This is a genomic window from Immundisolibacter cernigliae, assembly GCF_001697225.1.
GTDB lineage: Bacteria > Pseudomonadota > Gammaproteobacteria > Immundisolibacterales > Immundisolibacteraceae > Immundisolibacter > Immundisolibacter cernigliae.
The window spans coordinates 1,703,192-1,729,249 of the sequence record NZ_CP014671.1; the positions used below are offsets into that span (position 1 = coordinate 1,703,192).

Annotated in this window: 21 protein-coding genes and 4 tRNA genes; 15 read left to right on the forward strand and 10 right to left on the reverse strand. The window is 67.6% G+C overall.

The features are described 5' to 3' along the window. Positions 1–175: 175 nt before the first annotated feature. The 3 genes from PG2T_RS08105 to PG2T_RS08115 form a co-directional block, all read right to left on the reverse strand. The gene (locus PG2T_RS08105) at positions 176–2,215 is read right to left on the reverse strand and encodes an NADPH-dependent 2,4-dienoyl-CoA reductase (RefSeq protein ID WP_068804081.1); all 2,040 of its coding nucleotides are present in this window, start codon (positions 2,213–2,215) and stop codon (positions 176–178) included. 61 nt (positions 2,216–2,276) lie between these two features. Then, the gene (ispA, locus tag PG2T_RS08110; RefSeq protein WP_418268520.1) at positions 2,277–3,173 is read right to left on the reverse strand and encodes a (2E,6E)-farnesyl diphosphate synthase; all 897 of its coding nucleotides are present in this window, start codon (positions 3,171–3,173) and stop codon (positions 2,277–2,279) included. Positions 3,174–3,181: 8 nt separating this feature from the next. Beyond that, positions 3,182–3,469 carry an exodeoxyribonuclease VII small subunit gene (locus PG2T_RS08115; RefSeq protein ID WP_083214831.1) on the reverse strand — a complete coding sequence of 96 codons (288 nt, stop codon included), beginning with the start codon at positions 3,467–3,469 and terminating at the stop codon, positions 3,182–3,184. Between the two features lie 84 nt (positions 3,470–3,553). Here PG2T_RS08115 and parE point away from each other — a divergent pair, with 84 nt between their 5' ends. Further along, positions 3,554–5,434, forward strand: a complete 1,881-nt coding sequence (gene parE / locus PG2T_RS08120; protein ID WP_068804085.1) for a DNA topoisomerase IV subunit B — start codon at positions 3,554–3,556, stop codon at positions 5,432–5,434. Positions 5,435–5,542: 108 nt separating this feature from the next. On the opposite strand, the gene PG2T_RS08125 is transcribed toward parE, so the two are convergent. Beyond that, positions 5,543–6,298 (reverse strand): alpha/beta hydrolase, encoded by a 756-nt coding sequence (locus PG2T_RS08125; protein ID WP_202816283.1) that lies wholly within the window; start codon positions 6,296–6,298, stop codon positions 5,543–5,545. 340 nt (positions 6,299–6,638) lie between these two features. Between PG2T_RS08125 and htpX the strand changes: the two genes are divergently transcribed. Continuing rightward, the gene (gene htpX, locus PG2T_RS08130; protein WP_068804089.1) at positions 6,639–7,511 is read left to right on the forward strand and encodes a protease HtpX; all 873 of its coding nucleotides are present in this window, start codon (positions 6,639–6,641) and stop codon (positions 7,509–7,511) included. A 72-nt stretch (positions 7,512–7,583) separates the two neighbouring features. Beyond that, positions 7,584–8,807, forward strand: a complete 1,224-nt coding sequence (locus tag PG2T_RS08135) for a DUF1015 domain-containing protein (protein WP_068804090.1) — start codon at positions 7,584–7,586, stop codon at positions 8,805–8,807. Between the two features lie 66 nt (positions 8,808–8,873). Here the strand turns inward: PG2T_RS08135 and cysS are convergent, their stop codons facing one another. After that, positions 8,874–10,250, reverse strand: coding sequence for a cysteine--tRNA ligase (gene cysS, locus PG2T_RS08140; protein ID WP_068804092.1), 1,377 nt, complete (start codon positions 10,248–10,250; stop codon positions 8,874–8,876). Positions 10,251–10,370: 120 nt separating this feature from the next. Here cysS and PG2T_RS08145 point away from each other — a divergent pair, with 120 nt between their 5' ends. Together PG2T_RS08145 and PG2T_RS08150 are read left to right on the forward strand one after the other, a co-directional pair. Next, positions 10,371–10,961, forward strand: a complete 591-nt coding sequence (locus PG2T_RS08145; protein ID WP_068804094.1) for a peptidylprolyl isomerase — start codon at positions 10,371–10,373, stop codon at positions 10,959–10,961. A 21-nt stretch (positions 10,962–10,982) separates the two neighbouring features. Beyond that, complete coding sequence (locus PG2T_RS08150) at positions 10,983–11,711, forward strand: UDP-2,3-diacylglucosamine diphosphatase (RefSeq protein WP_068804096.1); 729 nt, start codon at positions 10,983–10,985, stop codon at positions 11,709–11,711. A 127-nt stretch (positions 11,712–11,838) separates the two neighbouring features. Here PG2T_RS08150 and secF read toward each other — a convergent pair whose 3' ends face one another. The 5 genes from secF to queA are packed head-to-tail and all read right to left on the reverse strand — an operon-like array spanning position 11,839 to position 17,201. Further along, positions 11,839–12,759 (reverse strand): protein translocase subunit SecF, encoded by a 921-nt coding sequence (secF, locus tag PG2T_RS08155; RefSeq protein ID WP_068804098.1) that lies wholly within the window; start codon positions 12,757–12,759, stop codon positions 11,839–11,841. A gap of 4 nt (positions 12,760–12,763) precedes the next feature. Continuing rightward, a complete protein-coding gene (gene secD / locus PG2T_RS08160) occupies positions 12,764–14,635 on the reverse strand; it encodes a protein translocase subunit SecD (protein WP_068804100.1) in 1,872 nt (623 codons plus the stop codon). Positions 14,636–14,644: 9 nt separating this feature from the next. Then, a complete protein-coding gene (yajC, locus tag PG2T_RS08165) occupies positions 14,645–14,983 on the reverse strand; it encodes a preprotein translocase subunit YajC (RefSeq protein ID WP_068807985.1) in 339 nt (112 codons plus the stop codon). A gap of 59 nt (positions 14,984–15,042) precedes the next feature. Next, positions 15,043–16,158 carry a tRNA guanosine(34) transglycosylase Tgt gene (gene tgt / locus PG2T_RS08170; RefSeq protein WP_068807988.1) on the reverse strand — a complete coding sequence of 372 codons (1,116 nt, stop codon included), beginning with the start codon at positions 16,156–16,158 and terminating at the stop codon, positions 15,043–15,045. Further along, positions 16,155–17,201, reverse strand: a complete 1,047-nt coding sequence (gene queA, locus PG2T_RS08175) for a tRNA preQ1(34) S-adenosylmethionine ribosyltransferase-isomerase QueA (RefSeq protein ID WP_068804101.1) — start codon at positions 17,199–17,201, stop codon at positions 16,155–16,157. Before queA ends, tgt begins: the two co-directional genes overlap by 4 nt. Before the next feature lie 80 nt (positions 17,202–17,281). Here queA and PG2T_RS08180 point away from each other — a divergent pair. The 10 genes from PG2T_RS08180 (at position 17,282) to PG2T_RS08225 (ending at position 26,057) form a co-directional block, all read left to right on the forward strand. Then, positions 17,282–17,368: transfer RNA gene (locus tag PG2T_RS08180), tRNA-Leu, on the forward strand. A gap of 70 nt (positions 17,369–17,438) precedes the next feature. Then, positions 17,439–17,523, forward strand: a tRNA-Leu gene (locus tag PG2T_RS08185). Positions 17,524–17,559: 36 nt separating this feature from the next. Continuing rightward, positions 17,560–18,843 (forward strand): trigger factor, encoded by a 1,284-nt coding sequence (gene tig / locus PG2T_RS08190; RefSeq protein ID WP_068804103.1) that lies wholly within the window; start codon positions 17,560–17,562, stop codon positions 18,841–18,843. Between the two features lie 44 nt (positions 18,844–18,887). Then, a complete protein-coding gene (gene clpP / locus PG2T_RS08195) occupies positions 18,888–19,511 on the forward strand; it encodes an ATP-dependent Clp endopeptidase proteolytic subunit ClpP (protein WP_068804106.1) in 624 nt (207 codons plus the stop codon). A 142-nt stretch (positions 19,512–19,653) separates the two neighbouring features. Beyond that, positions 19,654–20,931 carry an ATP-dependent Clp protease ATP-binding subunit ClpX gene (gene clpX, locus PG2T_RS08200; RefSeq protein WP_068804108.1) on the forward strand — a complete coding sequence of 426 codons (1,278 nt, stop codon included), beginning with the start codon at positions 19,654–19,656 and terminating at the stop codon, positions 20,929–20,931. A gap of 125 nt (positions 20,932–21,056) precedes the next feature. Next, the gene (gene lon / locus PG2T_RS08205) at positions 21,057–23,474 is read left to right on the forward strand and encodes an endopeptidase La (RefSeq protein ID WP_068804109.1); all 2,418 of its coding nucleotides are present in this window, start codon (positions 21,057–21,059) and stop codon (positions 23,472–23,474) included. Between the two features lie 137 nt (positions 23,475–23,611). Beyond that, a complete protein-coding gene (locus tag PG2T_RS08210) occupies positions 23,612–23,884 on the forward strand; it encodes an HU family DNA-binding protein (RefSeq protein ID WP_068804110.1) in 273 nt (90 codons plus the stop codon). Between the two features lie 13 nt (positions 23,885–23,897). Next, positions 23,898–23,970 (forward strand) — tRNA-Val (locus PG2T_RS08215). A 12-nt stretch (positions 23,971–23,982) separates the two neighbouring features. After that, positions 23,983–24,059 (forward strand) — tRNA-Asp (locus PG2T_RS08220). A 93-nt stretch (positions 24,060–24,152) separates the two neighbouring features. Beyond that, the gene (locus PG2T_RS08225; protein WP_068804111.1) at positions 24,153–26,057 is read left to right on the forward strand and encodes a SurA N-terminal domain-containing protein; all 1,905 of its coding nucleotides are present in this window, start codon (positions 24,153–24,155) and stop codon (positions 26,055–26,057) included. Position 26,058: the final 1 nt, after the last annotated feature.

A 26,058-nucleotide genomic window follows, 5' to 3' on the forward strand; every position in this document is an offset into this window, starting at 1 on the left:
CGGCTGGCCGGAGTCGGGCTTATGGAAGCGCTGGATAAATCGATCCTGGATTTCTCTGCGCCGGTTGCCCAAAAACCTTGTGGGAGCGCAGCTTTGCTGCGCGATTGATCGCCCGGAACAGCCGGGCTCCTACAGCCCGATGATCGCCCGGCGCAGCCGGGCTCCTACAGTTTCCTCAGCCCAGCGTGGCGGCCAGCTGTGTGCCCTCGGCGATGGCGCGCACGGCGTTGAGCTCGCCGGCCTCGCGCGCGCCGCCGATCAGGTGCACGGCCATGCCGGCGGCCTGCAGCGCCGCGAACAGCGCCTGCTGCGGTTCCTGTCCGGCGCAGATCACCACGTTGTCCACCGCCAGCAGGCGCGGCTCGCCCTGCACGAGCAGGTGCAGCCCGGCGTCGTCGATCCGGGCGTACTCGACGCCCGTGAGCACCTGCACGCCGCGCTTTTGCAGCGTCAGCCGATGCGCCCAGACGGTGGTCATGCCCGCGCCACGCCCGGGAAGGCCATCGCTGCGCTGGCACAGATACAGCGTGCGGGCGCTGGGCACGGCCACCGGCTCGGGCAGCAGGCCGCCGCGGGCGCCAAGCTGCCGGTCCACGCCCCACATCTGCAGAAACGCGTCAATGTCCGGCCGGGCCGGGTCCTGGTTCGGTTCGGCATGGGCCAGGTATTCGGCCACGTCAAGGCCAATACCGCCGCCACCGATGATGGCCACGCGCTGGCCGACCGGCCGCTGGCCGGTCAACAGCTCGGCGTAGTCGAGCACCAGCGGGTGGTCGATGCCGGCGATGTCCGGCCGGCGCGCTCGCACGCCGCTGGCCAGCACCACGGCGTCGTAGCCGGCAGTGATGAGTTCCTGCGCCGCGACCCGATGGTTCAGGCGCACCGCCGCGCCCAGCAGTTCGAGCTGGCGGGCGTAGTAGCGGATGGTCTCGGCGTAATCGCCCTTGCCGGGGACGGCCTTGGCCAGGTTGAACTGGCCGCCCAGCTGCGCGGCGGCTTCGTACACGGTCACGTGATGTCCGCGCTGCGCGGCGCCGGTGGCAAAGGCCAACCCGGCCGGCCCGCCGCCGACCACGGCCAGGCGCTGCGGCGTGCGCACCGGCGCCGGCAGCGGCTCGGTCTCGCGGCAGGCGCGCGGGTTGACCATGCACCCGCACAGCTGGTCCCGGAAGATCACGTCAAGGCACGCCTGGTTGCAGGCGATGCAGGTGTTGATTTCGTCGGCCCGGCCCTCGCGCGCCTTGCGCACGAACTGCGGGTCGGCCAGGAATGGCCGCGCCATCGACACCATGTCCGCCTCGCCGCGCGCCAGCACGGCCTCCGCCTGGGCCGGGTTGTTGATGCGGTTGCTGGCGATCAGCGGCACCGACAGCTCGCCGCGCAACCGCGCCGCGGCAAAGGTGAAGGCGCCGCGCGGCACCATGTGGGCGATGGTCGGCACGCGCGCCTCGTGCCAGCCAACGCCGGTGTTGAACAGCGTCACGCCGGCCCCTTGCAGCGCGCGGGCGGTGGCCACGATCTCGGCCCAGTCGGCACCGTCCGGCAGCAGGTCCAGCACCGACAGCCGGTACATGAGGATGAAATCGGCGCCCACCCGCTCACGCGTGCGCCGCACCACTTCCAGCGCAAAACGCTGGCGGTTGTGCAGGCTGCCGCCCCAGGCGTCGTCCCGCTGGTTGGTGCGCGGCACCAGGAACTGCGTCAGCAGATAGCCTTCGGAGCCCATGATCTCGACACCGTCGTAACCGGCCTCGCGCGCCAGCGCGGCGCAGCGGGCGAAGTCCTCGATGGTGCGTTCGATGTCGGCCTCGGTCATCGCCCGCGGCGCCAGCTTGTTGATCTGCGCGCGCACCGGCGAGGGCGCAACCAGGGCGCCGTGGCGCGAATAACGCCCACCGTGCAGGATTTGCAGCAGGATCTTGCTGTCCGCCGCATGCACGGCGGCAGTGATCAGGCGGTGGTCGGCGACCTGATCGGCACGGTTGAACACGCTGCTGCCTTCGGACAGGCGGCCCTCGTCGTTGGGCGCAAAGCCGCCGGTCACCATCAGCGCCACGTCGGCGCGGGCGCGCTCGGCAAAAAACGCCGCCGATTTTCGAAACCCGTCCGGCATGTCCTCCAGCAGCGTGTGCATGGAACCCATGAGGATGCGGTTCTTGAGCGTGGTGAAGCCCAGGTCCAGCGGCGCGAACAGGTGCGGATACGGCGAATTCATTGGCTGTTTCCCCTGGCGACGTGCCGTGCTGCGGCAGATTGGAGTTTTTGTGTGGGAATTCTTAGGCCTGGCGCGACAGGCTGTAGACGGCCAGTTGTCGCAGCCGCTCGCCGGCCGCGCCCAGCGGCGCCAGGGCCGACACGGCGCGCTGGTACTCGCGCCGGGCCCGGTCGTGGGCGCCGTCCAGGCCCAGCAGCGCCGGGAAAGTGGCCTTGTGGTGGGCGGCATCGGCGCCGACGGTCTTGCCCAGCGTGGCGGTGTCGCCCTCGACATCCAGGATGTCGTCGCGAATCTGGAAACACAGGCCCAGCGCCTGCCCGTACTCGCCCAGAGCGGCCAGCTGCGGCGCATCCGGCGCCAGCACGGCGAGCGCGCCCAGGCGCACGCTGGCGGCTATCAGGGCGCCGGTCTTGCCGCGGTGCACGGCCTCCAGCTCGGTGATGGACAGGCGCTTGCCTTCGGCCGCCAGGTCGAGCGCCTGCCCGCCGGCCATGCCGCGCACGCCGCTGGCGACGGCCAGTTCCTGCAGCATGGCCAGGCGCTGCAGGGCGGGAATGACGCGGGCCTCGGCCAGCACCTCGAAGGCGAGGCTCTGCAGCGCGTCACCGGCCAGGATGGCGGTGGCCTCGTCGAAGGCGCGGTGGCAGGTCGGCTTGCCGCGGCGCAGGTCGTCGTCGTCCATGGCCGGCAGGTCGTCGTGCACCAGCGAGTAGGCGTGGATCAGCTCCACGGCCGCCGCCGGGGCATCGAGGGCGTCGCGATCGGCGCCCAGCGCCTCGCCGGTGGCGTACACCAGCGCCGCGCGCAGGCGCTTGCCGCCGCCCAGCGCCGCGTAGCGCATGGCGAAGGCAAGCTGTGCGACGGGTAAATCGGCAGGGGGCAGCAGGCCTTCGAGCGTCGCTTCGCTGCGCGCGCGGACCGTTGCCAGAAATGCTTCCAGCGGCGTTTCCATCGACACCGGGGCGCCTATTCGGCCGGCTCGAAGCCTTCCAGGCGCAGCTGGCCGTTTTGCTCGACCAGTTGCTGGACCTTCAGTTCCGCGCCCTTGAGGGCCAGCTGACAACTGCGGGCAAGCTGCACGCCGCGCTCGAAATCGCGCAGCGAGTGCTCCAGGCTCAGCTCGCCGCGTTCGAGCTGCTCGACCAGGGCTTCGAGCTCGGCCAGCGCGGCCTCGAAATCGGGCGCGGCCGGCGCCGCTTCCGTCCCGGTCGTGGGATCGGCGGCCGGCGCCTCGGGCTTACGCTTGCTGGTCATAGTGGCTAGCATAGCGCACCCTTCGCCCGCCCCGGCAGCCCTGCGCCGCCCGTTCGGCCGCCGTTTGCGGCCCGCCCGAGCCTGATGAATCAAACCTACGACGCCGCTTCCATCGAGGTCCTGACTGGCCTCGAACCGGTGCGCAAGCGCCCCGGCATGTACACCCAGACCGAACGCCCCAACCACCTGGCGCAGGAGGTCATCGACAACGCGGTGGACGAGGCTCTGGCCGGGCACGCCCGGCACATCGCCGTCACCCTGCACGCGGACGGCTCGCTGGCGGTACGCGACGACGGGCGCGGCATGCCGGTCGACATCCACCCCGAGGAAGGCCTGCCGGGCGTGGAGGTGATCCTGACCCGCCTGCACGCCGGCGGCAAATTCTCGAACAAGGCCTATCAGTTCTCAGGCGGCCTGCACGGCGTGGGCGTGTCGGTGGTCAACGCCCTGTCGTCGCGGCTGGAAGTGACCGTGTGGCGCGACGGGCGCGAATACAAGATGGCGTTTGCCAACGGCGACAAGGTCACCGACCTGCACGTCACCGGCGAGGTGCCCCGGCGCACCACCGGCAGCGAGGTGCGTTTCTGGCCGGATGGGGCGTTTTTCGACCTGCCGAGCTTCCATGTCGGGCGCCTGAAACACCTGCTGCGCGCCAAGGCGGTGTTGTGCCCGGGCCTTGAAGTCAGCTTCACGGACGCCAACGGCACCGACACCTGGCTGTACAAGGATGGCCTTGGCGAGTATCTGGCGACCGCCCTGGTGGACCTGCCGCGGCTGCCCGAAACGCCCTTCACGGCCAGTTTCAGCGCCACCAACGAGGCCGCCGACTGGGCCGTCACCTGGCTGCCGGACGGCGGCGACGCGGTCGCCGAAAGCTACGTCAACCTGATCCCGACCGCACAGGGCGGCACCCACGTCAACGGCCTGCGCACCGGCCTGACGGAGGCCATTCGCGAGTTCTGCGAGTTTCGCAACCTGCTGCCGCGGGGCCTGAAGCTGGCGCCCGAGGACGTGTGGGAGAGCGTTGCCTACGTGCTGTCGGTCAAGCTGCGCGAACCGCAGTTCACCGGCCAGACCAAGGAGCGGCTGTCGTCACGCGAGTGCGCCGCCTTCGTGTCGGGCCTGGCCAAGGACGCCTTCAGCCTGTACCTGAACACGCACACGCAGGTCGGCGAGCAGCTGGCCGAGCTGGTCATCAGCCGCGCGGCGCGGCGCATGAAAGCCGCCCGCCAGGTGGTGCGAAAGCGCATCACCTCCGGCCCCGCGCTGCCCGGCAAGCTGGCCGACTGCACGCTGCAGGACCCGGCCCGCACGGAATTATTTCTGGTCGAGGGCGACAGCGCCGGCGGCAGCGCCAAGCAGGCGCGCGATCGCGAATTCCAGGCCATCCTGCCGCTTCGCGGCAAGATTCTGAACACCTGGGAAGTGGACGGCGCCGAGGTGCTGGCCTCGCAGGAAGTGCACCACATCGCCATTGCCGTGGGCATGGACCCGGGCTCCAGCGACCTGTCCGGCCTGCGCTACGGCCGCGTGTGCGTGCTGGCCGATGCCGACTCCGACGGCGCCCACATCGCCACGCTGCTGTGCGCGCTGTTCGTGCGCCATTTCCCGGCCTTGGTGGCGGCCGGCCACGTGTTCGTGGCCATGCCGCCGCTGTACCGCATCGACGTCGGCCAGCACCAGTTCTACGCGCTGGACGACACCGAGCGCCAGGGCGTGCTGGACCGCATCGCGGCCGAGAAGCTCAAGGGCAAGATCAACGTGCTGCGCTTCAAGGGCCTGGGCGAAATGAACCCGCCGCAGCTGCGCGAGACCGTGATGGCGCCCGACACGCGCCGGCTGGTGCAGCTCACCGTCGACGACGGTGACGGCACCAGCGCCCTGCTCGACATGCTGCTGGCCAAAAAGCGCGCCCAGGATCGGCGTCGCTGGCTGGAGGACAAGGGCGACCTGGCCGAGGTCTAGCGGCGCAAAGGTAGGAGCCCGGCTGTGCCGGGCGATCAGCGCGCTTGCTTAAGGAAGCGCTGAATATATCAGCGCTTCCCGCAGCGTTTCCCCGGCGGCGCAAAACGTTCAGTCCGCACCTGCGCACAGCGCGTCCACCGTGCCCGTCAGACGGCGCAGGTCGTCGGGGTTCGACAATCGGTGATCGCCGTTCTTGAGCAGGGTCAGCGTGACATCGTCGCCCTGCAGACGCTCCACCAGGGTGATCGACCGCCGCCACGGCACGTCACTGTCGCGCATGCCGTGCAGGATGCGCACCGGGCAGGAAATATCGACCGGGCCATCGAGCAGCAGGTGGCGGCGGCCGTCCTCGACCAGCCGGCGCGTGATCAGGTACGGCTGCTGGCTGTACTCGGACGGGCGCTCGATGTGGCCGTCGCGCTGCATGCGTTCGCGCTCGGCCGGCGTCAGCTCGTCGTCCCAGATGGCCTGCGTGAAATCCGGCGCCGGCGCCAGCAGCGCCAGCGCGCGCACCCGCTGCGGACGGGCCAGCGCCAGCAGCAGGGCGATCCAGCCGCCCATGCTGGAGCCGACCACGACCTGCGGGCCGGTGGCGAGTTCATCCAGCACCGCCAGTGCATCACCCAGCCAGTCGCCGATGCAGCCGTCCGCAAAGCGCCCGCCGGACGCGCCGTGGCCGGCATAGTCGAAGCGCAGGAAGGCGCGGCCCTGCTGGCGGCAATGCTCGGCCAGCGCCGTGGCCTTGCTGCCGCTCATGTCGGACATGAAGCCGCCACAGAACAGCACGCCGGGCGTGCGGCCGGCGATTTGCTCGTAGGCGAGGCGATGGGAACCGCGGTCCAGGAACTGCATGACGGGGATCAAGAGCTGCTCCAGAAAATTATTTTGCGATCGCAAAAAAATAGGTTGACAGGATCGGCAGGGGGCTTTTAAGATTCGCCCCGACGTTCGCAATGAACGTCGTTTCTCCTCCTCTTAACCTCCAATCGGGAGTGCCTCGGCCCTCCCGATTTTTTTGACCTTGCGGAAAACGAGCGTTCGGTAGGGCCAATTCGTGATGATATGGCCACATCTGTTCGGGTGGCTGCGCGAGAGTAGCGAAATTTCGCGCCTGGTGTTGCCCGCCTGACTTGAACCGGACCGGCGTCGCCCCTATCTTGGCAGCCAGTTCGTCCCGTCGCGGATGCCAAGTCAAGGAGCTTCCATGAAGCGCATCGTGCTGTTCGTCCTCACCAACCTGGCGGTGATGCTGGTCCTGAGCGTGGCGCTCAGCATCATCATGCCGCTGCTGGGCATTCGCCCGGAGCAGGGCGGCATGGCGCCGCTGCTGGTGTTTGCGGCGGTGTTCGGCATGGGTGGCGCGTTCATTTCGCTCGCGATGTCCAAGTGGACCGCCAAGCGCATGGTCGGCGCGCAGGTCATCGACCAGCCCCGCAACGATACCGAAACCTGGCTGCTGAACACCGTGCGCCGGCAGGCCGAGCTGGCCGGCATCGGCATGCCGGAAGTGGCCATCTACGATGCGCCGGACGTGAACGCCTTCGCCACCGGCATGAGCCGCAACAAGGCCCTGGTCGCCGTCAGCAGCGGCCTGCTGCGCGCCATGTCGCGCGACGAGGCCGAGGCCGTGCTGGGTCACGAGATCAGCCACGTCGCCAACGGCGACATGGTGACCCTGACCCTGCTCCAGGGCGTGCTGAACACCTTCGTGATCGTGCTGTCGCGTCTGGTCGGGCAGTTCATCGACCGCGCCGTGTTTCGCAACGAGAACGGTCATGGCGCCGGCTTTTTCATCGCCACCATGGTCGCGCAACTGCTGTTTGGCGTCGTGGCCAGCGTGATCGTGATGTGGTTCAGCCGCCAGCGCGAGTTTCGGGCCGATCAGGGCGGCGCACACCTGGCTACCCGCGGCAAGATGATCGCCGCCCTGCAGCGCCTGAAGGCCGCCCACGAGCCAGCAGTGTTGCCCGAACAGCTCGCCGCGTTCGGCATTTCCGGCGGCAAGGGCATCTCGCGACTGTTCATGTCGCACCCGCCGCTCGAAGAGCGCATCGCCGCCCTGCAACGGGCCGGCTGATCCGTGCACCCATGAGCGCCTGATTCCGGCGGGAATCAGGCGCTTTTTCGTTTTCCAGATCGAGGAAATCCGATGTCCCTGATTCGCCCATTTCGTGGTCTGCGCCCGGCTCCCGGCCGCGCCGGCGAGATCATCGCCCCACCCTACGACGTGATGAACACGGCCGAGGCGCGCGTCATGGTCGAGGGTCGGCCGCTGAGCTTCCTGCACGTGTCGCGGCCGGAAGTGGACCTGCCGGCGGACACCGATCCCTACGCCGACGCCGTCTACGCCAAGGGCGCCGAAAACCTGCGGCGCATGATCGCCGACGGCGTGCTGCGCCAGGACGACGCGCCCTGCTACTACGCCTACCGGCTGGTGATGGACGGGCGCGCGCAGCTCGGCCTGGTGCTGACCGCCTCGGTCAAGGCCTACGACGAGAACCGCATCCGCCGCCACGAGTTCACCCGCCCGGACAAGGAAAACGACCGCGTGCGGCACATCGACACCAGCAACGCGCAGACCGGGCCGGTGTTCCTGGTGCATCGCGCCACGGCGGCGCTCGATGGCGTGCTGGACTGGGCCAGCCAGGGTGAGCCGGCGGCCGACGTGGTGGCCGACGGCGGCGTGCGCCACACGCTGTGGGTGATCGATGCCGCCGCCGACATCGCCGCCATCAGCGCGGCGGTCGAGGCGCTTGGCGTGCTCTACATCGCCGACGGTCACCACCGCAGCGCCGCCGCCTCGCGCGTGGCCGCGCAGCGCGGCGGCCCGGCGGATGCCGAGCACTGGTACTTCCTGGCCGTCAGCTTTCCGCACGACCAGGTGAAGATCCTGGACTACAACCGCCTGCTGACCGACCTGAACGGCCTTGACGCGGCTGCCTTCAAGGCGCGCGTGGCAGAGCATTTCCAGATCGAGCCGGTGGCTGGCGAGGCGCGCCCGGTGGCGGTCAACACATTCGGCATGTACCTCGGCGGCCAGTGGTACCGGCTCACGTTGAAACCCGGCCGGGTGCCGGCCGATCCGGTGGGCCGGCTCGACGTGAGCCTGCTGCACCAGTACCTGATCGAGCCGATTCTTGGCGTCAGCGACCCGCGCCGCGACAAGCGCATCGACTTCGTCGGCGGCATCCGCGGCCTGGGTGAACTGCAGCGCCGGGTGGACAGCGGCGAGATGGCGGTGGCCTTCGCCCTGTATCCGACCTCGCTCGAAGACCTGATGGCAGTGGCCGACGCCGGCCAGGTGATGCCGCCGAAATCGACCTGGTTCGAACCGAAGCTGGCCGACGGCATGGTCAGCCATTTGCTGGACTGAGCCCGCAGCCGAGCCCGCTTCGCAGACTCTCTGCGGCTCGGGAACTTCCCTGGCGGCAGGACGTGCCTAGCGTCGTCGCCAGGCGGTCCCCGACGGGCCGTCCTCCAGCACGATGCCGGCCACGTCCAGTTGCGCGCGGATGGCGTCCGCCCGCGCGAAATCGCGCGCCTTGCGGGCGTCGATGCGGGCCTGCACCAAGGCCTCGATTTCCGCATCCGGCGGACCTTCGGTGCCAACGGCGCCCTTCAGAAATGCCTGCGGGTCGTCCTGCAGCAGACCGAGCACGCCGCCCAGGTGGCGCAAGGTCGCGGCCAGACGGGCCACCGTGGCCGGCTCCTGCGCGCGGTTCAGATCGCGCACCAGCTCGAACAGCACGGCGATGGCGCCGGGCGTGTTGAAGTCGTCCTGCATGGCGGCATCGAAGCGGGCCACATAGTCAGGATCAGGTTCCGCGCCCGTGGCGGCACCGGCCTTGGCCAGCGCCAGATAGCAGCGGGTCAGGCCCTCGCGGGCGGCGTCGAGCGCGGCATCAGAGTAGTTCAGGGCGCTGCGGTAGTGGCTGGCGAGCAGGAAAAAGCGCAGCACTTCCGGCTGGTAGCGCGCCAGCACCTCGCGGATGGTGAAGAAGTTGCCGAGCGACTTCGACATTTTCTCGTCGTCGATGCGCACGAAGCCGTTGTGCATCCATACGTCGACATAGCGCTCGCCGGTGGCCGCCTCGGACTGGGCGATTTCATTCTCGTGGTGCGGAAAGATCAGGTCGTGCCCACCGCCGTGGATGTCGAAATGGGCGCCCAGGCAGGCCGTCGACATGGCCGAGCACTCGATGTGCCAGCCAGGCCGGCCGGCGCCCCACGGGGAGGGCCAGGCCGGCTCGCCCGGTTTGGCGGCCTTCCACAGGGCGAAGTCGAGCGGGTCGGCCTTGGCCTCGTTGATTTCCACCCGCGCCCCGGCCCGCAGATCCTCCATGACACGGTGCGACAACTGTCCGTAGCGGTCGAAGCTCTGCACCGCGTAGTAGACGTCGCCGTTATCCGCCCGGTAGGCGTGGCCGCCCTGGATCAGCGTCTCGATCATGCGCACGATGCCGCCGATGTGCTCGCTGGCGCGCGGCTCCTGGTCCGGCGGCTGCACGCCCAGCAGCGCCAGATCCTCGTGCATGGCGGCGATGGTGCGCTCGGTCAGCGCCGTGGTGGATTCGTTGTTCTCGGCCGCGCGGCGGATGATCTTGTCGTCGATGTCCGTGATGTTGCGCACGTACTGGACGGACAAACCCAGGTGGCGCAGGTAGCGCACCACCATGTCGAACACCACGAACACCCGCGCGTGACCCACGTGGCAGTAGTCGTACACCGTGGCGCCGCACACGTACATGCGCACCGTGCCGGGAACCAGGGGGCGCAGCGGCTGCTTGTCGCCGGTGAGGGTGTTGTGGATCAGCATGCGTGGGCCGGGTCGGAAAAACGGGCGCGGAATGATACCGCGTGGCCTGCGCGGACCCACCTGGACGCCGGCCGCCCCATGCTAGAGTAGCCGCCCCGTTTTACCACCCCGCTGCGCGCCATGCCGTTACGCCTGCTCCTGTCCCTGGTGCTTGGCCTGCTGCCGCTGGCCGCTCCCGCCAAGGAAGCCACTGCCATGCCGGTCAATGTCGTGCTCGAAACCAACCTCGGCGCCATCACCCTGGAGCTGTACCCGGACAAGGCGCCCAAGACGGTGGCCAATTTCACCGACTACGTGCGCGCCGGACACTACAACGGCACCGTGTTTCACCGCGTGATCCCGAATTTCATGGCCCAGGGCGGCGGCTTCACGGCTGATTTGCAGCAAAAATCAACCAACACGCCGATCACGAACGAGGCCGACAACGGCCTGCAGAACCTGCGCGGCACCATCGCCATGGCGCGCACCGGCGAGCCGCACTCGGCCAGCGCGCAGTTCTTCATCAACGTGGCCGACAACGCGTTCCTGAACTTCAGCGCGCCGACCCGCCAGGGCTGGGGCTACGCCGTGTTCGGCAAGGTCACCGCCGGCATGGACGTGGTCGATGCGATGGTCGCCCTGCCGACCGGCGCTGCGGGGCCGTTTGGCTCGGACGTGCCCAAGCAGGCCGTCGTCATCGAGTCGGCGCGGGTGCTCGACGCCGCCGAATAAGGGCGGGCAACGCGGCTACCGATGCTGCGCATCTTCATCGCCGACCTGCACCTGCGTGTGGACGCGCAGAATCAGGCGCGCTTCGGCGAGTTCCTGCAGGGCTTTGGCGCGCACAGCGAGCTGTACGTGCTGGGCGATCTGTTCGACCTGTGGCTGGGCGACGATCTGGACCTGCCCCGCTACCGGCCGGTCATCGCCGCACTGCGTGGCTACGCCGAACGCGGCGGCGTGGCGCGCATCATGGTCGGCAATCACGACTTTCTGTTCGGCGATGCGTTTTTTGCGCACAGCCGCGCCCATCCCCTGCCCGACCCGACCGTCATCGAGCACGCCGGCCGGCGCCTGCTGCTGACTCACGGCGATGCGCTGTGCCTGGCCGACGTGGACTACCAGGCGTTTCGGGCGCGCATTCGTCACCCGGCGTTCGTGGCGCAGTTTCTGGCCCAACCGGCCGAACAGCGCATCGCCATCGCGCGCGAATTCCAGGACGGCAGCCGCACCGCGACGGCTGAAAAAACGGCGGCGATGATGGATGTGGATGCCGATGCCGCCAATGCGGCCCTGATCGATGCGGGGGCCAGCCTGCTTGTGCACGGCCACACCCACCGGCCCGGCGTGCACCCCTTGCCGGCTGGCCGGCGGCTGGTGCTCGGTCCGTGGTTCGAGAAGGAAAGCGCCCTGATCTGGCCGGCCGATGGCGCGCCGCAACCGATCAACATGGGCTGTAACGCGGCCGACATCGTCGGCTGAACCGGGCTCGTACCGGGAATCGGCGCCCTGCCGCGTAATCCACACTCCGGTGTAGGAGCGCAGCTTCGCTGCGCGATGATCGCCCGGCATAGCCGGGCTCCTGCATCATCCGCGACGCAAAGTCGCCTCAGGGCGTCTGTGCGCCTTCCTTGACCGGCGCGATCATGTCGCGCGCCGACAGCCCGGTCGGCAGCAGCGACCAGCTGGCGACGTAGATGGTCGAGTAGGCGCCCGCCAGCACGCCGATCAGCATCGCCAGCGAGAAGCTGTGGATGGCGTCGCCGCCGAACAGCACCAGTGGCAGCAGCGCCAGCACCACGGTGGCGGTGGTGGCGATGGTGCGCGTCATGGTCTCGTTGACCGAGCGGTTGATGACCTCGCGCGTGCTGGCCTTGCGCATGCGCGGGAAGTTCTCGCGGATGCGGTCGTAGATGACCACCGTATCGTTGATGGAATAACCGATCACGGTCAGCACCGCCGCTACCACGGTCAGGTCGAATTCCAGCCCGACCAGGGCGCAGAAACCGACCGTGATGATGGCGTCGTGCGCCAGCGACACGACGGCGCCGATGGCGAAGCGGTACTCGAAGCGAAACGCCACGTAGGCGCCGATGGCCAGAACGGCATACAGCAGCGCCAGGGCGGCATTGGTGACCAGCTCGTCACCCACCTGCGGGCCGACGAATTCCACCCGCTGCAGGGTGATGTTCTGCCCGCCGCTGCCGAGCGCCTCCAGCACGCGCGTGGACAGCTCGCCGGTCGACCCCGCCATGCCCGCCGGGATGCGCACCAGTACCTCGCTGCGGGTGCCGAAATACTGCACCACCGCGCCTTCCAGGCCGTGACCGGACAGCGCCGCCTGCACCTGCGGCAGCTCCACCGGCGCCGGGTACTGCACCTCGACCAGCGTGCCGCCGGTGAAATCGATGCCGAAATTCAGGCCCCGTACGGCCAGCGCCAGGATCGACACCAGCACGAGCACACCAGACAGCGCCAGCATGACCGGCGCATAGCGCATGAAATCAACTTTGAAGGTCTGCTGCGCCATCGGCCTAGCCCCGTACTGCGACCGCCGTGCGGCGACCGCGCGGCTGGATGAGATTGACCATGGCACGCGTCACGAACACTGCCGTGAATACCGTGGTGACGATGCCGATCGACAGCGTGACGGCGAAGCCCTTGACCGGACCGCTGCCGAAAATGAACAGCAGCAGGCCGGCCAGCAGCGTGGTGACGTTGGCATCCAGGATGGTGCCGAAAGCCCGCTCGTAGCCGGCGGCGATGCTGGCCTGCGGCGAGTTGCCGTTGCGCCGTTCCTCGCGGATGCGCTCGTTGATCAGCACGTTGGCATCCACCGCCATGCCCAGCGTCAGCACGATGCCGGCGATGCCCGGCAGCGTCAGCGTGGCCTGCAGCAGGGACATGACGGCCAGGATCAGCAGCAGGTTGCCGACCAGGGCGAGGTTGGCAATCATGCCCAGCGTGCGGTAGCGGATGGCCATGAACAGCACCACCAGCAGCAGCGCCGCCAGCACCGCGCGCTCGCCTTTTTCGATGTTCTCCTTGCCCAGGCTCGGCCCGATGGTGCGCTCCTCGACGATGGCCAGCGGCGCCGCCAGGGAACCGGCGCGCAGCAGCAGGGCCAGATCGCGCGCCTCGCGGGCGTTGTCCATGCCGGTGATCTGGAAACGTCGGCCGAGGCGATCCTGGATCACCGGTGCGGTGATGACCTCTTCGGTGCGGCGGCTTCGGCGCTCCAGCTTGCCGTCCGCGCCGCGCACGGAGTCGGTGGTGTTCTCGATGAACACCACCGCCAGCCGGCGGCCGACGTTCTCGCCGGTGACGCGCTCGAAGATGCCGGCGCCGCGACTGTCGAGGGACACGTGCACGACCGCGCCGCCGCTTTGCTGGTCGAAGCCCGAGGCGGCGTCGGTGATGTACTCGCCGGTCAGGATGGCGCGGTCCTTGATCAGTATCTGCCCACCGGCGCGCAGCGGGTACAAACGCGAACCCGGCGGCACGCGCCCGGCCAATGCGGCGGACAGGTCATGCTCCTCGTCCACCAGCTTGAATTCCAGCGTCGCGGTGGCGCCCAGTACTTCCTTGGCGCGGGCCGTGTCCTGCACGCCCGGCAACTGCACGATGATGCGGCTGTCACCCTGCTGCTGCACGATCGGCTCGGCCACGCCCAGCTCATTGACGCGGTTGCGCAGCGTGGTGATGTTCTGCTGCAGCGCCAGCCGGCGCACTTCTATGCGGTAGGGATCGCCCAGGCGCCCGATCAGGCGCTGGCCGTCGTCGGCGGCCGTGTCGACCACCAGCTGCGGATGCGTGCGGGCGATCAGCGCCTGCGCCTTGGCGACGTCCGCGACCGCGCGCAGGCGCAGCTCGACGCCGCTGGTTTCGCCTTCCGCCACCCGGCGAACCCACTCGTAACGCAATTTCTCCTCGCGCAGCAACTGGCGCAGGTCATCGACCAGTCGCTCCTCGGCCGCGCGGACCGCCGAGGCGGTGTCGACCTCCATCAGGAAATGCACACCGCCGCGCAGGTCCAGGCCCAGGAACATCGGCTGCGCACCGATGCCCGACAGCCAGGGCGGCGCCGCCGGCACCAGGTTCAGGGCCACCGTGTAGTCTTGCCCCAGGGCGTCGCGCACGGCGTCCTGCGCCTTCAGCTGCTGGTCGGTGTCGACGAAACGCAGCGTGACGCCATCGGCGGACGGCGTCAGCGACTTGGCCGAAACACCAACACCCTTGAGCGCAGCCGTGATTTTTTCGGTCGTGACGGCATCCACTGCCCGCCCGCGCTGGCCGGAAATCTGCAGCGCCGGATCGGTGCCGTACCAGTTCGGCAAGGCATACAGGGCGCCCACGGCCAGCACCAGGGCGATCAGCAGATTGGCCCACCAGGGGTAGCGGTTCATCGCTGGGGCTCAGATGGACTTCAGCGTCCCTTTTGGCAGCAACTGGCCAACAGCGCCTTTTTGCACCTTGACCTCGACGCCGTCGGCGATCTCGACCGCCAGATACTGATCGGTGACGCGTACCACGCGCCCGGCCAGCCCGCCGGCCACCACCACCTCGTCGCCGGCCTTGATCTCGGCGACCATCTTGCGGTGCTCCTTCTGCCGCTTCATCTGCGGCCGGATCATCATGAAATAGAACACCACGAACAGGGCCAGCACGAAGAACATGCTCTCGAAACCCGGCGGCGCAGCGGCACCGGCAGCCGCCGCGGGCGCCTGCTCGGCAAAGGCGTTCTGGATGAACATCGACATGCGGTTTTTCCTGCAACAGCGGAGCGTTTCCCGCCCCCAAAAAAGGCGCCGGATTATGCCACAGGGGGTACCGGCAGCCCCTGGCGGGCGTAGAACTCGGCTACATACGCGGCCAGCGTGCCGGACGCGATGGCCTCGCGCAGGCCGGCCATCAGGGTCTGGTAGTAGTGCAGGTTGTGCAGGGTGTTCAGGCGCATCCCCAGCAGCTCGCCGGCCTGGTCCAGGTGCCGCAGGTAGGCGCGGCTGTGGTGCTGGCAGGTGTAACAGGCGCAGCCTTCCTGCAGGGGGCGGGTGTCGTCCCGGTAACGGGCGTTGCGCAGGCGCAGCACGCCGGTGTCGGTGAACAGATAGGCGTGGCGGGCGTGGCGGGTCGGCATCACGCAGTCGAACATGTCCACGCCCCGGCGCACGGCCTCCACGATGTCCTGCGGCGTGCCGACGCCCATCAGGTAGCGCGGCTGGTCCGTCGGCAGGCGCGGGCCGATGAAATCGAGCACGCGCAGCATGTCCTCGCGCGGCTCGCCTACCGACAGGCCGCCGATGGCGTAGCCGTCGAAGCCGATTTCCAGCAGACCGGCCAGTGACGCGGCGCGCAAGTCCTCGTGAACGCCGCCCTGCACGATGCCAAACAGGGCCGCCGGATGGTCGCCGTGCGCGACCCGGCTGCGCGCCGCCCAGCGCAGGGACAGCTCCATCGAACGCTGCGCCGTGTCGTGATCGGCCGGGTACGGCGTGCATTCGTCGAAGATCATCACCACGTCGCTGCCCAGGCCGTGCTGGACTGCGATGGCTTCTTCCGGCCCCAGGAACACGCGGCTACCGTCCACGGGCGAGCGAAACCACACGCCCTGCTCGCTGATCTTGCGAAGCGTCTTGAGGCTGTAGACCTGAAAGCCGCCCGAGTCGGTCAGGATCGGCCCCGGCCAGGCCATGAACCCGTGCAGACTGCCGTGCCGGCGCACGATGTCCACGCCCGGGCGCAGCATCAGATGAAAGGTGTTGCCCAGCAGGATCTGCGCGCCGGTGCCGGCCACTTCCTGCGCGGTCAGGGATTTGACCGTGCCCTGCGTGCCGACCGGCATGAAGGCCGGCGTATCCACCACGCCGCGCGCGAAATTGAGTCGGCCGCGGCGGGCCGGGCCGTCCGTGGCCAGCAGTTCAAAGCTCAGGGGCATGCTGTCGGCTCCACCGGCCGTTCCACGAACATCGCGTCGCCGTAGCTGAAAAAGCGGTATTCCTGCTGCACGGCGTGTCGGTAGGCGGCCATCACCGGCGCATAACCACCGAAGGCGCAGACCAGCATCAGCAGGGTCGATTCGGGCAGGTGGAAATTGGTCAGCAGCGCATCGACCACGGCAAACCGGTAGCCGGGCGTGATGAACAGCGCCGTTTCGCCGTCGAAGGGCGCAAGCGCCCCGCCGGCCGCCGCGCTTTCGAGCGCCCGCACGACGGTCGTACCGACCGCGATGACCCGCCCGCCGCGCGCGCGCGTCGCCTCCACCTGCGCGCAGACCTGCGCCGGCACCACCACCCGCTCGGCGTGCATGCGATGCTCGGCCAGATCGTCCACCCGCACCGGCTTGAAGGTGCCGGCGCCCACGTGCAGCGTCAGGTAACCGACCTCGACGCCCGCGGCCTGTATCTGCGCCAGTAAATCGTTGTCGAAGTGCAGTCCCGCGGTGGGCGCCGCGACCGCGCCCGGATGGCGGCCGTAGATGGTCTGATAACGATGCTCGTCGAGCGCCTCGGCGGCGCGGCCGATGTACGGCGGCAGCGGCAGTTCGCCCACCTCATCCAGCCACTCGCGCAGCGGCAGATCGAAATGCAGGCGGAAAAACTCGCCCTCGCGATCACCGACGCTGGCCATCACCCGCTGCCCGCCGCCTGCAAACTCGAGGCGCGCGCCGGCCGCCAGCGACTTGCCGCCGCGCAGCTGAACAAGGGCCTCCCGATCGCCCGCCAGGCGCTCGATCAAGGCCTCGATACGCCCGCCGCTGGCCCGCCGACCGCGCAGCCGGGCACGAATCACGCGCGTGTCGTTCAGCAGCAGCAGGTCGCCGGCCCGCAGCAGGGATGGCAGGTCGGTGAAGGCGCGGTCGCGAACCGCCGATCCGGCCGGCAGGTGCAGCAGGCGACTGGCGCTGCGCTGCGCCAGCGGCTGCTGGGCGATCAGCGCCTCGGGCAGTGCGTATGTGAAGTCCTGGCGCCGCATGGGGCCGCGGATGGTAGCAGAGGGCACCCCGGCGGCTTGAGTCCGACCGGCCGGATGCCCATACTAGGCGCCCCTCCCGGGCCGGGATGGCGAAACCGGTAGACGCGCCAGACTCAAAATCTGGTGGGGGTAACCTCGTGAGAGTTCGATTCTCTCTCCCGGCACCAAATCAGCGCCCGCGCCGCCGGCAGGCCCTTCGGTATACTGCCGCGCTGAAAAAAAACGACGATTTGCCTTGCGAAAGTGGCGGAACTGGTAGACGCACTGGTTTTAGGTACCAGCGGGGCAACCCGTGAGAGTTCGAGTCTCTCCTTTCGCACCATCCCCCTTCCATCCGACCAAGATTTCCGAATCCGCAATGACCACTCTGCTGGAAAACACCGGTGCCCTGAAGCGTCGGTTGATGTTGTCCCTGCCCGCGACCGAAGTCGAGCAACAGGTCGCCACGCGCCTTAACCAGCTGGCGCGCCAGGCGCGCGTGAACGGCTTTCGCCCCGGCAAGGCGCCGCTGTCGGTGGTGCGCCGTCAGCATGAGGCCCGCCTGCGCGACGAGGTGGTGGGCGAGCTGCTGCAGGGCAAGTTCATCGAAGGCCTGGGCGAGCACCAGCTGCGCCCGGCCGGCAACCCGGACATCCGCGCCGAACCCGCCGAGGGCGGCGACGCGCTGCGCTTCTCGGCCAGCTTCGAGGTGTTTCCGGATATCGCCCTGGCGGACCTCGGCGGCGTGACGCTGAGCCTGCCCAGCGCCACCGTGACCGATGACGACGTCGAGAAAATGCTCGACCGCATGCGCCGCCAGCGCGCCGAATGGCCCGAAGTCGCCCGTCCGGCCGCCCGTGACGACCGCGTCATGATCGACTTCGTCGGCACCATCGACGGCGTGGCTTTCGAGGGCGGCACCGCCCAGGACGTGCCCATCGTGCTGGGCAGCGGCACCCTGATCGGCGATTTCGAGGATCAGTTGCTGGGGGCCAGCGCCGGCGACGAACGCACCGTCAAGGTCACCTTCCCGGCCGACTACCCGCGCGACACCCTCGCAGGTAAGGATGCCCAGTTCGCGGTCACCGTCAAGGCGGTCCAGGAAATCGCGCTGCCGGAAATGAACACGGAGTTCGTGCAGGCCTTCGGCATCGAGGACGGCGACCTGGATGCGCTGCGGGCGCGGCTGCGCGAACGGCTCGAACAGGAGCTGACGACCGCGCTGCGCCGGCGCCGCAAGGCGGCCGTCATGCAGTTACTGGAGCAGCAACACCAGTTCGACCTGCCGCACAGCCTGGTGCATCAGGAGGCTCACAACCTCGCCCACCAGGCCCAGCAGCGCAATCCGGCCGTCGATCCGCATGCGGACATGGCGCCCTACGAGGCCGAAGCCGCGCGCCGGGTCAAACTTGGCCTGCTGCTTGCTGAGATCACCCAGCGCGAGGGCATCAAGACCGACCCGGCCCGCGTGCGCGCCGAAATCGAGCGCATGGCCGCCGGCTTCGACGACAAGGACATGGTGATCAACTGGTACTACAGCCAGCCGGAGCGCCTGCAGGAAATTGAAAACATGGCGCTCGAAGAGCAACTGGTCGATTGGGTGCTGTCCAAGGTGCAGGTCACCGAAGAGGTCTTGTCCTTCGACGACGCCGTCGCCACCTGAAACCAACCCTACGCAGCACTCTCACACCACGGAGCATTGCCTTCATGACCGACCCGTTCCACAGCCTGCCCGGCCCCGTCGCCCAGGGCCTCGTGCCGATGGTGGTCGAGCAAACCGCCCGCGGCGAGCGCGCCTACGACATCTTCTCGCGCCTGCTCAAGGAGCGTGTGGTGTTCCTGGTCGGCCCGGTCGAGGACCACATCGCCAATCTGGTGGTGGCGCAGCTGCTGTTCCTGGAGTCCGAGAACCCGGACAAGGACATCCATTTCTACATCAACTCGCCGGGCGGCTCGGTCACGGCGGGCCTGGCCATCTACGACACCATGCAGTTCATCAAGCCGGCGGTGTCGACGCTGTGCATCGGCCAGGCGGCCAGCATGGGTGCCGTGCTGCTGGCGGCCGGCGCGCCTGGCAAGCGATTTGCATTGCCCAACTCGCGGGTGATGATCCACCAGCCGCTGGGCGGCTTTCGCGGCCAGGCCTCGGATATCGAGATCCACGCCCGCGAGATGCTCAAGATTCGCGATTTGCTGAACGATATCCTGGCTACGCACACCGGACGCACGATCGACCAGATTCGCAACGACACCGACCGCGACAACTTCCTGTCGGCGAAGGAAGCAGTCGAATACAACCTGGTCGACAAGGTCATCGACAAGCGGGTGTGAGCGCTCGACGGACGGACGAAAAGTTTCTTGCAGGTGCCGTTGGCGGTATAAATTTGCTGACGAGGAATTCTGGAACGCGGCGTCGATGCCGGCTTTCGAACGCCGGCATCGACGCTGAAACCGTAGCTTGCAGGGTGAGGTTATGAGCGACGACAAACGCAGCAGCGACGGCGAGAAGCTCCTGTACTGCTCGTTCTGCGGCAAGAGCCAGCACGAGGTGCGCAAGCTCATCGCCGGCCCGTCGGTGTTCGTCTGCGACGAGTGCGTCGAGCTGTGCAACGACATCATCCGCGACGAGGTGGGTGAGAAGGCCGCCGACGAGCGGCGCAAGCGCCTGCCGACCCCGCGCGAGCTGTGCAAGCACCTGGACGATTACGTCATCGGCCAGGAGCAGGCCAAAAAAATCCTGTCCGTCGCCGTCTACAACCACTACAAGCGCCTCGACGCCGGCCAGCAGAAGGACGAAGTCGAGCTGAGCAAGAGCAACATCCTGCTGGTCGGGCCGACCGGCTCGGGCAAGACCCTGCTGGCCGAGACCCTGGCGCGCATCCTGAACGTGCCGTTCACGATCGCCGACGCCACCACGCTGACCGAAGCCGGTTACGTCGGCGAGGATGTCGAGAACATCATCCAGAAGCTGTTGCAGAAGTGCGACTACGACGCCGAGCGGGCGCAGACCGGCATTGTCTACATCGACGAAATCGACAAGATTTCGCGCAAATCCGACAATCCATCCATCACCCGCGACGTGTCCGGCGAGGGCGTGCAGCAGGCGCTGCTGAAGCTGATCGAGGGCACCATCGCCTCGGTGCCGCCGCAGGGCGGGCGCAAGCACCCGCAGCAGGAATTCCTGCAGGTGGACACGCGCAACATCCTGTTCATCTGCGGCGGCGCCTTCAATGGCCTGGAGAAAATCGTCCAGCAGCGCATGGAGAAAGGCGGCATCGGCTTCTCGGCCGACATCAAGAGCGACGCCGAGAACAAGGACACCAGCCGCCTGCTGGCCAAGGTCGAACCGCACGACCTGATCCGTTTCGGCCTAATTCCGGAGTTCGTCGGCCGCCTGCCGGTGGTGGCCACGCTCACGGAACTGGACCGCGAGTCCCTCATTCGCATCCTGACGGATCCCAAGAATGCGCTGGTCAAGCAGTACCAGAAGCTGTTTCGCATGGAAGGCGTGGACCTGGAATTCCGCCCCGAGGCGCTGGACGCCATCGCCGACAAGGCCATGGAGCGCAAGACCGGCGCCCGCGGCCTGCGCTCGATCCTGGAGCACGCCTTGCTCGACATCATGTTCGAGCTGCCGTCGATGCGAAACCTGAAAAAGGTCGTCTTCGACGACAACATCTTCAGTGCCGAAGGCAAACCGCTGCTGATCTACGAAGACCCGCCGCTGCAGCAAAGCGCTGCCGGCGACTGAAGCCGCCCCCCCGCCCGGTCCGGCAAGCAGCCCGGTCGGGGCTTGAGTTCGACCGGCGTCGCCTCCATCTGTTGAGCATGGCGGCCGCCCGCGCTGCCCTTCCCCACTGCCGAGGCCTACCCCGGGTGACCGACCGTAAGCACAAGCGTCCCGACGCTGATTCCGATTCCCTGACGCTGCCGGTGTTGCCGCTGCGTGACGTGGTGGTGTTCCCGCACATGGTGATCCCGCTGTTCGTCGGGCGGGAAAAATCGATCACCGCCCTTGAGCTGAGCGACGCCCACGACAAGCGGATTTTCCTGGCCGCGCAGAAAGACGCCGGCATGGACGACCCCAAGTCCGAAGACATCTACACCGCCGGCACCGTGGCGCACGTGCTGCAGATGCTCAAGCTGCCGGACGGCACGGTAAAGGTGCTGGTCGAGGGCATCAGCCGCGCCAGCGTCACCGAATGGTCACAGCGCGACGGCTGTTTCATGGCCAAGCTGGCCGTTCCGCAGGCAGCCGAGGTCGATCCCAAGGAAGACACGGTCCTGCAGCGCAGTGTGCTGGAGCAGTTCGAGCAGTACGTGCGCGGCAGCAAGAAAATTCCGCCCGAGGCGCTGACGGCGCTCGCCGAGATCAACGACTCCTCGCGCCTGGCCGACACCATCGCCGCCCACCTGCCGGTGCGCCTGCCCAAGAAGCAGGAACTGCTGGAAATCGTCGACGTCGTGCCGCGCCTCGAACATCTGCTGCATTTGCTTGAAACCGAAATCGACCTGCTGCAGGTCGAGAAGCGCATGCGCGGCCGGGTCAAGCGCCAGATGGAGAAAAGCCAGCGCGAGTACTACCTGAACGAACAGATGCGCGCCATCCAGAAGGAACTGGGTGAACTCGAAGACGGCAGCAACGACCTGGACGAGCTGGAACGGCGCATCGAGGCTGCCGGCCCGCCCAAGGCGGTACTGGCCAAGGCGCGCAGCGAGCTGGCCAAGCTGCGGATGATGTCGCCGATGGCGGCCGAAGCCACAGTGGTGCGCAATTACCTCGACTGGATCGTGCAGCTGCCATGGCGCACACGCAGCCGCGTGCGGCGGGATCTCGATCAGGCCCAGCAGGTGCTGGAGCGGGATCACTACGGCCTGGAGAAGGTCAAGGAGCGCATCCTCGAATATCTGGCCGTGCAGCAGCGCGTGCGCAAGCTCAAGGGCCCGATCCTGTGTCTGGTCGGCCCGCCGGGCGTGGGCAAGACCTCGCTCGGACGCTCGATCGCCAACGCCACCGGACGCAAGTTCGCCCGCATGTCGCTCGGCGGCGTGCGCGACGAGGCCGAAATCCGCGGCCATCGGCGCACCTACATCGGCTCCCTGCCGGGCAAGGTGCTACAGAACCTGGCCAAGGTCGGCACCCGCAATCCGGTGTTCATGCTCGACGAAGTCGACAAGATGGCCATGGATTTTCGCGGCGACCCGGCCTCGGCGCTGCTCGAAGTGCTGGATCCGGAGCAGAACCACGCCTTCAACGACCATTATCTGGAGGTCGATTACGACCTGTCGGACGTGCTGTTCGTGGCCACCGCCAACACGCTCAACATCCCCGCGCCGCTGCTGGACCGGATGGAAGTGATCCGCCTGGCAGGCTACACGGAAGACGAGAAGCTGAACATTGCCAAGCGCTACCTGGTGCCCAAGGCGCTCACCGACAATGGCCTCAAGGACACCGAAATCGCGTTCTCGGACGAGGCGCTGCGGGCCATCATCCAGCTGTACACCCGCGAGGCGGGGGTGCGGAATCTGGAGCGCGAGATCAACAAGGTCTGTCGCAAGGCCGTGCGCGAGGCGGTGCAGAAGACCCGCAAGGGCAAGCTGCGCATCACGGAAAAGAACCTCGGCGATTACCTGGGTGTCCAGCGCTACCGGCCCGGCCTGGCGGATACGCAGAACCGGATCGGCCAGGTCACCGGGCTGGCTTGGACCGAAGTCGGCGGCGAACTGCTGACGGTGGAAGCCGCCGTCGTCCCCGGCAAGGGCGGTCTGACGCTCACCGGACAGCTGGGCGAAGTCATGCAGGAATCGGTAAAGGCAGCCCTGACCGTGGTGCGCAGCCGCGCGTCACAGCTGGGAATCACCGCAGAAAGCTTCCAGCAGAACGATTTTCACCTGCATGTACCCGAGGGCGCGATACCCAAGGACGGCCCCAGTGCCGGCGTCGCCATGGTCACCGCGTTGACCTCCGCCCTGAGCGGCATTCCGGTGCGTGCCGACGTGGCCATGACCGGCGAAATCACCCTGCGCGGCGAGGTCCTGGCGATCGGCGGCCTGAAGGAAAAACTGCTGGCCGCGCTGCGGGGCGGGATCATCAAGGTATTGATTCCGAAGGACAATGAAAAAGACCTGGCCGATGTGCCTGAGGACGTGAAGCAGCGCCTCGACATCCAGCCGGTGCAATGGATCGACGAGGTATTCCAGCACGCCCTGACCGCGCTGCCAGGGGCCGTATCGGTGCCAGTGACGGCGGCGGATACGCCGCCCGCGCCCGCAGAAAGCTACATCGCGCACTGATGCGAAAAAAACGCTTTGTTGACATGCGTTTTTTGCCGTTGGTATAACTCGCCGGCCCATGTCTGGCGCGGGTTTTCCGCGCGTTCTCGGGCGAACAAGACTCAGGGCAACTCAACCACCGACCCAGGGGGACTCACGTGAATAAATCTGATCTGATCGACGCGATTGCCGACGGCGCCGAAATTTCCAAGGCGGCCGCCGGACGCGCGCTGGACTCGGCCGTTGGCGCCATCACCGCAGCGCTCAAGAAGGGCGACACGGTCACTGTCGTAGGTTTTGGCACATTTTCGGTAGGCAAGCGCGGCGCGCGTACCGGTCGCAATCCGCGCACCGGCCAGCCCATCAAGATCAAGGCCAGCAAGACCGCCAAGTTCAAGGCTGGTAAAGGTCTCAAAGACGGCATAAAATAGCGCGTTCTTGCAGGGGTGCTTAGCTCAGCTGGTAGAGCGTCGCCTTTACACGGCGGATGTCGGGAGTTCGATCCTCTCAGCACCCACCGAATGCATCAGGAGCGGTAGTTCAGCTGGTTAGAATACCGGCCTGTCACGCCGGGGGTCGCGGGTTCAAGTCCCGTCCGCTCCGCCAATTTGGCGCTACGCCATTTACCAGCCGTGAAGGGTGAAGTCGGTTCCAACTGGCTTCACCCTTTGTGTTTTCTGCAACCTGAAAAAACAACCCATGCTGGAACAAATCCGCGAAAAGGCCCCGCGCTGGCTGGTCAGCACGATCCTGGTGTTGCTGGTCGTGCCCTTTGCGCTGTGGGGCGTCAATTCCTACGTACAGCCAACCGGCAACACCGCCGCGGCGCACGTTGGTGACGCTTCCGTCACTGTCAGTGCCCTGCAACAGGCCCTGCGCCAGGAAGGGCAACGCCTGCGCCAGAGCCTGGGCGACGCCTATTCACCGGAATTTCTCGACCATCCGGGCACCCGGCGCGCGGTGCTGGAGCGCCTGATCAACCGCGAGTTGCTGCTGCAGGAGGCCAGTCGGCGGCGTCTGCAGGTGCCCGACACGGCAGTGGCGGCGCTGATCCAGGCCACGCCGGCCTTTGCCGGAGAAAACGGCTTCGATCGCGCGCTCTACGAGTCGCAGCTGCGCCGCCAGGGGCTCACGCCGGCCGCCTTCGAGGCCGACTTGCGCAGCTCGCTGGCCTTGCAGCAGATCGAGTCCGGCCTTGCCGAAACGGCATTCATGTCGGCAGCCGAGCTCGATGAGCTGGCCGCACTGTGGTTCGAGCGGCGCGACCTGCGCCTGGCAACGATCGACTGGCAAAAATTCGCGCCTGCCGCCCCCCCGGACGATGCAACCATCCAGGCCTATTACGACGCGCACAAAGCCGACTTCCAGACCGCCGAGCAGGTGCGCGTGGCGTACCTGGAACTGAGCCTTGATGCCATGGCAGGTGAACTGGCCATCGACGACGCCATGCTCCAAAAGCGCTACGAGGAACTCAAGCCCGAGCTCGGCAGCGCCGAGCAGCGCCGGGTTCGGCACATCCTGGTGCGGGTGGCCGAGGATGCGACGCCGCAAGCCGTCGAGCAGGCACGGCTGAAGGCCGCCGAGCTACGCGCCAAGCTCGTCGCCGGCGCTGATTTCGCAGCGCTGGCCAAGGCCGAGTCAGCCGATCCGGGCTCCGCCGAGCAGGGTGGCGATCTGGGCTATTTCACGCGCGGCGGCATGACCGCCGCCTTCGACGAGGCGGCGTTCACGCTGGCCAAGAACACCCTGAGCGAACCGATCCGCACGCCGTTCGGCTTTCACCTGCTGGAAGTGACCGACATCAAGCCCGGCGCCGTTCCGCCGCTGGCAGAGGTACGCGACAACCTGCGCCAGCAACTGCAGCGGGAACTGGCCGAGGAGCGGTTTTTCGCCGCAGCGGAAACCCTGCGCAGCCAGAGCTTCGAACACCCGGACACGCTGGAACCGGCCGCCAAGGCGTTGGGTCTGCAGGTGCAGGAAATCGGCCCGATTGCGCGCAGCGGCAACACCGGCATCGCTGCCAACCCGGAATTCCTGCGCCATGCCTTCAGCAACGACGTCATCGGCGGTGAGAACAGCGAGGTGTTTGAAACCGGCAGCGGGCGCTACGCGGTGCTGCGCGTGACCGACCACACGCCCGCGGCACCGCGTCCACTGGATGAGGTGAGGGCGGACATCGTCCTGCGCCTGCGCCAACAGGACGGTGCGGCGGCGGCCCGCAAGGCCGGTGAGGCGCTGCTCGAGAAACTGCAGGCCGGTGAGAACGTCGAGGCGCTCCTGAAACAGCATGGCGCGGAATTCAAGGCGCTGCCTGACGTGGGCCGCGAGGGCACGGAAGGTCTGCCGGCGGCGGTACTCAAACAGGCCTTTGCCTTGCCGGTCAGCGACGGCAAACCGGGCCACGGTGGCCTGGCGCTGGATGACGGCAGTTACGCGATCGTCACGGTCACCGGCCGTCACGCCGGGGCAGCGGCCGCGGATGCCCAGACGCGGGAGGCGCTGCGCACGCAGTTGCTTGCCATTCGGGCCGACCAGACGCTGACCGAACAGCTCACCGCGCTGCGAGCTCGGTATCCGGTGCGGATCGTCCAGAACCAGCCGTAGC